This window comes from Mucilaginibacter sp. P4_E8, from assembly GCF_056401495.1.
In genome coordinates, this window is the sequence record NZ_JBFUJG010000184.1 from 1 (window position 1) to 8,154 (window position 8,154).

The 8,154-nt window shown below is 45.6% G+C and carries 4 protein-coding genes; all 4 read right to left on the reverse strand.

The features are described from left to right. On the reverse strand, window positions 1-1,985 hold a 1,985-nt coding region (locus AC1DRQ_RS27965; RefSeq protein ID WP_477428874.1), incomplete at its 3' end, for a family 78 glycoside hydrolase catalytic domain. A 61-nt stretch (window positions 1,986-2,046) separates the two neighbouring features. Then, entirely contained in the window at window positions 2,047-3,504 is a 1,458-nt protein-coding gene (locus tag AC1DRQ_RS27970; protein WP_477428876.1) for a RagB/SusD family nutrient uptake outer membrane protein, read from the reverse strand. A gap of 23 nt (window positions 3,505-3,527) precedes the next feature. Beyond that, window positions 3,528-6,929 (reverse strand): TonB-dependent receptor, encoded by a 3,402-nt coding sequence (locus AC1DRQ_RS27975; protein WP_477428878.1) that lies wholly within the window; start codon window positions 6,927-6,929, stop codon window positions 3,528-3,530. A gap of 169 nt (window positions 6,930-7,098) precedes the next feature. Next, window positions 7,099-8,154 (reverse strand): FecR family protein (locus AC1DRQ_RS27980; RefSeq protein ID WP_477428880.1); only part of this gene is annotated, 1,056 nt, incomplete at its 5' end.

An 8,154-nucleotide genomic window follows, 5' to 3' on the forward strand; every position in this document is an offset into this window, starting at 1 on the left:
GGGCAATCTGTCATCAAACTCATCATATTACTGCGCTGCGCCCAGCGTACCAGGCTGTAAATTTTATTAAATAAAGGGTTTGAACATTCAAAACTACCAGCCGGTGCGGAGGATGAATGTACAATTACATCAGATAACTGAACAACTTTGGGTAAAGTTTCACCTTTTTCAGTTGCGTATAACTCAACCTGCAGGTAACGGGCTCCCTGGTAAAAATATTTCGGGAAATAATGTTCATCGCCGGTTCCAGCCAATGTATATTCCCACCAGGCCGGTCTTACCCCATCCTGTGTAGCAGAACGCCTGTCAACAAGGTCGTTCTCTCCCAACAATTCAGATGGTATCATTCGTACCCGTGATCCTTTTGGCCCCTTAACCTGGAGTGCCGGCATCATCGAAGCATTCTGTCCGAAATCATAGATCCATACATTGTCACTAATCTTGTTTATTTTAATAGGAGCAATGGTATCAATGGCCTTTACAGGGGGCGCAGCTGCGGAAAGCCCTTTTAAAACCCCGCCGGGCCCGGAAGTTTCTAAAGCCGGCACCCAGCTTTTACCTGCAATAAAACCGACTTTATTCCATCCGGCAGGTTCCAGGTTTGCATTATAATCTTCACCTCCATATAGGTTGGAATAAGTTACAGGGCCGGGTGATGCTTTCCAGCTTTTATCTGTTATAACTGTTTGCTCAGAACCATCGGCATATTCCAGCTTTAGCTGTGCAATGGCTTTGGCGGGGCCAAACGTAGTCAGGAACTTTACATATCTTGTTGTATCAGGTTGTATATTATAAACGCTGTTACCTAACATGATCCCAATAGCATTTGCCCCACTCTTTAATTGCCGGGTAACATCATAGGTATCATATAAAACTGTTTTACGATAGTCTGTCCATCCGGGTGTAAGCAGGTAATCACTAATTTTACGACCGTTAATGGTCAACTCATATTCAGAAAGACCACTGATATGGATGGTTGCCCGAACAAGGGCTGGTTTCACCTTGAAATCCTTCCGCAAAAGCATAGATGAGTAATTGGGAAAATCTTTATAATCGCTTACCCTGTCTGTAAGATTTATTCTGGAAAATCCATTGCTATCATCACTGTCCAAGGCACCAACAGGTTTACCGGCAGCCATGTTCTTTCCACCCGAAATTACCTCGATCTGTCGCAGGGCAAAGGAATAGCCGGTTGCCTTTCGGGCAAGCCGCGTTGCGGTAACTCGTACATATCTCGCTGCCGTGCCCTTTGCCGGTAGATGAACCGCAGAAAAGCGGGGATTCTTAAAATCCTCCTTTGTAAAGTCGGCTATAATAGTCTCCGTTTGAAAAGATGGATTATCAGAAACTGATACCTTATACCTTACCGGGAAGGCGTAACCTGACTGATCTGCATAAAACATTGGGGACAGCATTATCTCAGAAAAGGAGGATGACTTACCCAGATCAACCTGAACCCATTTGGTTGTGTCTGCTGATTTAGCATCGGCGGATTTAAAGCCTACCGGGCTCAATGCATATTTTTCTGCACCGCGGGCGCTGATCCAGCTGGCTTTCCAATCATTCTTATTCAGGATGCCCATAGTCCAGTTTGCCGTTTTGCTCCAAGGCGATTGATGCCCCGTTTGATCCCAGATCCTGACTTTCCACCAGTACTTTTGCCCGGACAGTAAACTTTTTCCCTGGTAAGCAATGTAAGCCATCTGATCGCTCATCACTTTCTTTGAATCCCACAGATCTCCACCCTTTTTGAAATCCGGAGTGCTGGACACCCATATTTGATAGGCTGTTTGCGTGATACTTCTTGCACTGGTTTTTTGGGCATGCAACACATAACTCAAACCCGGGTGCGGCATATCAATCCCGGCAGGATTTTCCAAAAGTTCGCACTTCAGGTTTTCGGGCGTAACCAGGGCCAGGGGGAAGGCATGCAGGCCGTTGTTAAAAAAGAACAAAACGAAAACGATTGTCAGGAATTTATTCATGGTCCGGAATTTAAAGTTATAAAACAGCAGCATAGTCGGCTAACTATGCTGCTGCGAAGATTTAGAAATATGGCGTAAGCGCCGCTTCGGAAGCTGGAAGCGGGAATAATGTACTGATGGTAGTGTAAGAAGATGGAGATGGAGCGATCCCGGCAGGAAAGTAGTAAGCCTGTGGATTAGCTTTCACCTTCGCGCCATAAGCACTCATTACTGCCTGCGCGGTTCCGGTTCTTACCAGGTCCAGCCAGCGCTTGTTTTCAAACGCCAATTCAACCCTTCTTTCCCTGATGATCGCGCTCCTGAGGTCTGATTGATTTGCGGCCGTGCTGTTTGCCAGTCCAGCCCTGGTCCTTACCTGGTTCAGATACCCCAGCGCATCGGCGGTTTTATTTTGCTCATTCGTTGCCTCGGCAAGAAATAACAATACTTCTGCATAGCGATAAACCGGCCAGTCGTCATCGGTGTTATTGGTCAGGGTATGCGGATGTGCATATTTTTTAATATAGGGATAACTTACCCCACCTGCAATAACGTTACCGATTGACGCTGACTTGCGGATATCACCGGCCTCATAAGCTGCAATAACATCCGGTGTGGGAATATTATAACCTTCAACACCAAGGCTGTTTTCTGCGATGCCTGTGATCACAGTTATTTCGGCCGCTGAGATCGGACGTACCAGGAAGGTGTAAAAGAAATTGCTGGCGAATCCCTCAGTGCCCTGTTTATATTGAATTTCGAAAACTGATTCCTTATTGTTCTTTTGGGCCGGGTCAAAAACATCAGCATAATTGGACATTAAGGTATAGCCTGTGACATTCTTCAGCGCTGTTTCGGCCTCGGCCCATTTTTTTTGTACCATATAAACATTGCCGAGCAAGGTATAAGCCGAGCCTGAAGTTACGCGGCCCGAAGTTTGTACAGACTTAGCGGGCAGTAATGATGCTGCTTTCTGCGCATCTGCGATGATCTGTGCATATACGTCAGCCACACTGCTGAGCGGCAAGGCTGTTTCAGACAACGTTGAAACCGGAGTAAGATGCAAGGGTACGCTCCCGAAGTATTGTACCAGATCGAAATAGGCGAATGCCCTTAGAAAGTAAGCCTGCCCTTTAATGTTATTTTTGGCTGTGGCATCGAAATTAACCGCGTCAATCGGAGCCAGTACCTGGTTTGCCCGTGCAATAATGGAATAGTCGGTGACATATTTGTCTTGAGGCACCGGGTTGGTGTTCTGATCTGTAAAATCTTTTACATATTCAGCCTGGATAGTTCCACGGTCATTGGGGTTGTATTTGTAGGTGGTATTGTCCGACCTCAATTCCCCCATTGCCCAGGCGCCATTATACAGCCCGCGAAGTGGAGCGTATGCACCGTTAATTGCAGATTCAAAGTCAGATTGGGTCTTGAAATAAACCGGTGTGCTCAATGAGGTCTGTGAAGGGAGGTTTAAGAATTCTTTTTTACATGAGCCCAACACCATCAGGAGAATCGCTGATATTAATATTTTATTTTTCATGTCTTAATTGCTAATTGGTTAAATTATTTCAGGTTCAGGTTCAGGCCCAGCGTAAAGGTTCTTGGTAAAGGGTATGCCGTAAAGTCGAGACCCTGTGCCAATGATCCGGTCGGATTACCATTGGGGTCAGTGCTGACTTCCGGGTTGGAACCTTTGTATTTGGTAAACACAAATGCCTGTTGAACGCTGGTATAAACACGAATGCTCTTGATGCCTGCCAGTTTCGTAACCGGCAAACTGTAACCAAGCGTAATGTTTTTAATGGTCAGGTAACTGCCATCCTGCACAAACCTCGAACTGAACTGGTCACGCTCATCTCCTGTCGAGGCTGTCGTTTTCCCATACTTGCCTGCTCCCGGATCTGTTGCTGAACGCCAGCGGTCCTGTACATCTTTCAGCACGTTAAATACGCCGTCGAGATTGGCAGTGCCCTGATCAGCCATACTGGCAACTTTGTTACCATAAGAACCCGATGCAACTATAGACAGATCAAAATGTTCGTAAGAAAAAGAGTTGGTAAAGCCAAACTGGTATTTAGGGAAGGGGTTGCCAAGAATTGCTTTATCCCCGGTAGGGCCATTTCCGTAAGTGATCACACCATCACCGTTCACATCCTTGTATTTGATGGTGCCGACCTGCGAATTCACGTTTTTAGGAGAATTGTTATAGTCTGCCTGGTTGGTATATACGCCCTGCTGCACCAATCCGTAAAACTGCCCGATCCTGCCGCCTACTTGTGTGATGGTGGTAGCGCTGCCAGTGCCCCAGTAAAGTACATTACTGATATTTGATAATGCCAGTACCCGGTTATCGCTGAAGGAAATATTAAAGCTGGAGTTCCATTTAAATTTCCCTACCAGGTTATTGGTATTCAGGGCAAATTCATGTCCCCAGAATTTAACCGCACCGATATTTCCCGTAAAGGTGGAGAAGCCTGACTCCTGTGGTACCGGCAACGTATATAACAGGTTAGTTGTCTTTTTTCTGTAATAATCATAAGTCAGGTTAATCCTGTTATTAAGAAAAGCGATATCAAGTCCAAGATCCAGCTGTCCGGTTTTTTCCCACCCAAGGTTGCTGTTCCCCAGTCCCACTACGGCCGAACCGCTGTTGGTAGCACCATTAAAAGGCACATTCTGGCCAGCGCTGAGTGTGGCATACTGGGTATAATTTCCGATGTTAAAGTTGCCCGTGATGCCATAACTCGCGCGGATTTTCAGAAACGAGATATATTTGTTTTCCTTTAGGAAAGATTCATCGCTGGCCACCCATCCCACGGAAGCCGCCGGGAAATTTCCGTATTTGTTATTTGGCCCAAATCTGGATGACCCGTCACGTCGCAAACTTGCCTGGAAGAAATATTTACCGTCATAGTTATAATCGAGTCGCGAGAGGTAGGAAATCAAACTCCATTCCTGGATATCAGACGAGGGGTTATTCTTTACCAGCGCCGCATCGATGGTCTGCACCCGGTCATCGGCATAATTGTAACCGTTTACGTTTGTCGACGTGCCGCGGGTTTTCTGTGCTGTATAGCCTGCGAGCAGGTTAAAATGATGCTGTTTGATCTGTTTTGAATAACTGGCGGTATTTTCAGTAAGCCAGGAATAATAGTTGCTGTTCGTCTGGCTCAGGTTTGCCGTAAGCTGGCTTGGCGTGGCTGCGAAGGCCCGACCCGCGGTAGATGGCTGAAAATAATTAAATGCCGAGGAGCCCAGGTCGATATTGATGCTCGATTTAAGCACAAGGTCCTTAATCGGTTCATAGGTCACGAAGGCATTACTCAATAACCTGTAGGTATTTGTCTTGCTTTTAGTATCCTGGATTGATCTGACCCAGTTTGGTGTAGGGAATGAGGTTACACCCGGTGTGGTAATCGATACCGGTAGGGAACCATCCGGGTTGTAAATCGGTATAATAGGAGGGGTCAGCATCGCGTTGTTGATCAGCCCGCCGCCGTTATAAAATAGACCGTCGGATGCCGGGGTATTGTCGTAATTGTATGTCGGTGCCACATTGAGCCCGATCTTTATATTATTGGTGACCTTGAACAGGTTATTTGCCCGCACGGTAAAGCGGTTGTAATAGGAGTTCAGCAAAACGCCGTCTTGCCGGAAATACCCGAGGGTTACGGAACTGCTGACATTTTCCTTACTGGTATTGATCGACACACTGTAATCACTGATCACCGCTGAACGGAACATGGAATTATACCAGTCATATCCTTTTCCGTACTGTGCAGGATTTTCGAATGCTGCCGGCACGGGTTGTCCGAGATCCTGGAAAGATTCTTTTTTAAACTGCGCCCATTCCGTTCCGTCCATCATGTCGGGCCTGCCTCTCTGCGGCACGCGCTGGGTTCCGATGTAAGCATTCGCGCTAATATTGGTCTGACCAGGTTTTGCACTTTTTGTAGTTACCACAACTACCCCAAATGCCCCCCTGGAGCCGTAAAGCGCGGTAGCGGCGGCATCTTTCAGTACGGTAATGGTCTCAATTTCATCGGGGTTAATATTACTGATATCTCCAACCACGGGAAAACCATCCACTACATAAAGTGGTGCAGACGAAGTAGAGAGCGATGCAGAGCCACGTACCAGCACCTGCATACCTTGCCCGGGTTTGCCATTGATCTGGTTTATTTGTACCCCGGCAAGTTTGCCTTGTAATTTTTGAGTAAACTGGGCTGCAGGGATGTCTTCGAGCTCCTTTGCCTTAACCGTTTCCATAGCGCCGGTATTCGCGCGCTGCGTTGTGCTGCCATAAGCCACAACAATCACTTCATCAAGGTTTTTGGACTCCGCCTGCAGGGAAACGTTGATCGAAACGCTTCCGTTAACCGGTATTTCCTGGCTTATGAAGCCAATGTACTGGAACACCAGTACCGCATCGTCATCCGGTACGTTGATCTTATAATTACCGGTAGCATCGGTGGTAACACCTTCTGCTGTCCCTTTAACCCGGATGGTTACGCCGGGCAGGCCGACACCTTTGCTATCAGTCACTTTTCCGGAGACTGCTTTTACCATGGCTGCGGCCGGCGAAACGGCCGCAAGCTCCTTTCCCGGCTCCCGTTTATTCAGAACAATATAATTGTTAAAATATGAGTAACTGATATTCAGGCCGGAAAGCAGTTTATCCAGCACATAGGACAGCCTTTTATTTCTTTCGTTGATGTTGACTTTCCGGAGGGACTCAATAAGCTGCGGACTGTAGCTGAAATTGATCCCGGCTGTTTTGGCTATTTTATCGAGGGTGAATTTGATGTTCTGTTCTTTAACAGAAATACTTATTTCTTTATTATACACTTCCTGCCCAACGGTAACTGTTGAGTGGGCGCATAGTGTACAAGAAAAAACAATGGCTGAAATAAGCGAAATTTTCATTATAGCAGTAGCTAGTGAAAAAGGTAATCCTTTTTTCATATTTTTACTTTGGTTTTAATCAGTTTACTAATTGGTTCAAAACTATCCGCGTCCCTGAGAAAGAATTGCGGGTCATGGCGGTTAATGTTGGTTCATTAACTGCCTTTTTTGTTTGCTGGGATCTGCTTTATCTCATATTGCTCCTTCTTTTCCTAATTATGGTTATTGGTTAATTGGCGCATCCCGGCCCGGATACAAATACGTTCCCATCACGAACCTGGTAGGATGCATTAATAGTACGGCAGATGAGGTCAAGCTTTTGGTAAAAGTCTTCCTTTCCCATTTTTACAGATAGGGAACAGGAATTTAGTTTGACCTTATCATATAGAATGGTTATCCCATAAGTGTCCTGTAATCGTGAAAACACGATATCGATAGGCGTATTATCAAAATCAAAACTTTTTGTTTCCTTCGGTTTAAGTACTTCAGGTGATTTGGGCAGGTTTTTCTCTAACTCTTCTTTCGCATTAAGGTCAGCAAGGTGGTTAGGTAATAATACCAGGCCCCCGGTCAGGTCTGGCTTTGCGTTCTCGGCGGTAAACTCTTTTGTCTTAAAAACAGAGACCTTCCCGGTTTTAACCAAAACGCTCGCCATGGTATTGTGCTCGCCGCTTTTAACAACAAAACTTGTACCCAATACCTTGACAACGAGCCTGTCGGTATAAACAATGAATGGTTTAGCGTGGTTCTTGGTAACCTGAAAAAAGCCTTCTCCTGTTAAATAGACCTGCCTCAGGGATCCCAAAAAGATTTTATTATAAACAACTTTACTTCCTGTGGCAAGATCTACAAAGCTCTTATCAGGGAAAATTATTTTTTCAGTTCCGCTAGTATTATTGGTATGGGTGATCAGGTCTTCGGATTCCTGCACCACAAAGATCTTGCTGGTTTCAGGGGATGTTTTATGGTATAGCCAAAATCCGGCGGTTACACTTAGTAAAAGCAATAAACTTGCTGCAATCTGAAAAATGGTTCTATTATTAAAACGGAACCCTGAGCGCTTTTCATTTTCAGATATAGCAACCACATTGGATTTTTGTATGGATTGCCTGAATCTTTCGATCAACTTATGTTCCAACAGGTCAAGTGTTTTCAGTTCAGGAGTATCCCATTCATATTTATCCTCCATTTGCTGATAAACATCAAATAAAAATTGTTCCTCCACAGGCGAGGCGTTTCCCGCCAGGTACTTGTCTAAAAGTTCCAGAAATTCTTTTTTGCTCAC